1 protein-coding gene and 1 other RNA gene are annotated in these 1514 nt (G+C 27.7%); both read right to left on the bottom strand.

Annotation, left to right across the window (positions count from 1 at the left end; genetic code table 4):
* Nucleotides 1-20: 20 nt before the first annotated feature.
* Nucleotides 21-947, bottom strand: coding sequence for a hypothetical protein (locus EHV01_RS06815; protein ID WP_422066797.1), 927 nt, complete (start codon nucleotides 945-947; stop codon nucleotides 21-23).
* A 145-nt stretch (nucleotides 948-1092) separates the two neighbouring features.
* An RNA gene (gene rnpB / locus EHV01_RS06810) (RNase P RNA component class B) lies at nucleotides 1093-1476 on the bottom strand.
* Nucleotides 1477-1514 lie beyond the last annotated feature (38 nt).

Below are 1514 nucleotides of genomic sequence, written 5' to 3'. Positions count from 1 at the left end.
AAGAAATTTTAAAAAAGTTTTTATACATATATTCCATATCGATCAACTAATTGTCTTGTTCGTTGTTCTAATAATAAAAATAAAGTAGCGTTTATAATATATTTAGCGGTAAAAATTCCAAAGAAAATTCCGATAAAAATTAAAGTATGTTGTCATGACTCAAAAATAGATGCCATCCCACTATTATCGTGATCATGATCATGGCCAGCATGCGCAACAGTAACTTGATTAGACCAATCAATCGGATTACTTATTATATTCCCTGTCGGATCTAATATCTTCAAGCTATCGTGTAGAACATGAGCATGGTCAGCATCTGGATGCGTATGACCCATATTTACTAAAATCTTTGCAACAATTAAAAATGAAATTGCTTCAATTAAAGCACATACTGGCACTATAATAGTAAATGCCAAGATTTTTTTCCCTCATTTAATATTAACAATTTTATGATGATGGTCATGCACTTTTTTAACATAATGATATTCATGAATAGTATGGTCAGCAACATTTTCTGGAACAGTAATTTTATGACAAGCATTAAATAAAATATAGTAAACAAATCAAGTTACGAACACAACTAAGATATTAGAAATCATAAAGAATGCCATTTCAAGTCAAGTATGATGCCCATCAATTAAATTATGAATTCAAGGTAATGCAATTCCTTCTAATAAAGCAAATCCTAATCCAACAATTGCAATTGAATAAATAATTACTAAAGTATCAAAAAATCGTAAACCAAATGTTGCCCCCCAAGGAGTTGGAACACTAAAAACCTCTAGTAAACTTAATCCAACGGTCATCGCTAAAAAAATCGCAGAAGCAGCAATTTTAAACGTAATTGACCTCTGATTATATAATTCCTTATGAAAAACTGACTTTTTAATCCGCGTTCAAATCTTATCATTTTGCACTGTTAAAATATCGTTAGTATTTTTTTTCATTTCTTTTTTCCTTTATTATTTATAAAAATTATAATTTATTTTTATAAAAAGTCAAGTTAAATTATTAGTTTTATAAAAATAAATTATAACTACCTAAACAAAAATAAAAATAGATTAATATCTATTTTTATTAGTAAAGTTACAACATCATAACCCACGTTCTGTTTTTTATTTTCTGAAATAAAATACTAGTTATTTATCTATCAATTATTAAATTGATCCCCTTGTTTTTTCTGCTTCAAAACAAGAAGTTCCCTTACCAAAATTTAGGTTTCTCGCTTGTGGGGTTTACCCGTTCCATTTTTTAAATTTCTTTAAAAACTCGTTTCTGTGGCACTTTTATAGAAAAAACTCCATATTATTTAATAATAACTTAATAATAACGTAGGATTTTTTTCAGCCGTCATAAGTAACCTTATGCCTAATTTTATGAATTAAATTAGCACAAACACTACAATCATCACAGATTGTGCGAGCGTGGAGTTTCCTCTATTAACTAACAGGATGTTAATAGCAACTAGTTCTGTTATAACTCATGTATATTATACTATATCTTAGAAATTAATT

The organism is Spiroplasma sp. hy2 (assembly GCF_044714365.1).
Taxonomy (GTDB): Bacteria; Bacillota_I; Bacilli_A; order Mycoplasmatales; family Mycoplasmataceae; genus Spiroplasma; species Spiroplasma phoeniceum.
The sequence above is the reverse complement of the archived record's forward strand: the minus strand, read 5'-3'. Positions and strand labels throughout refer to the sequence as shown.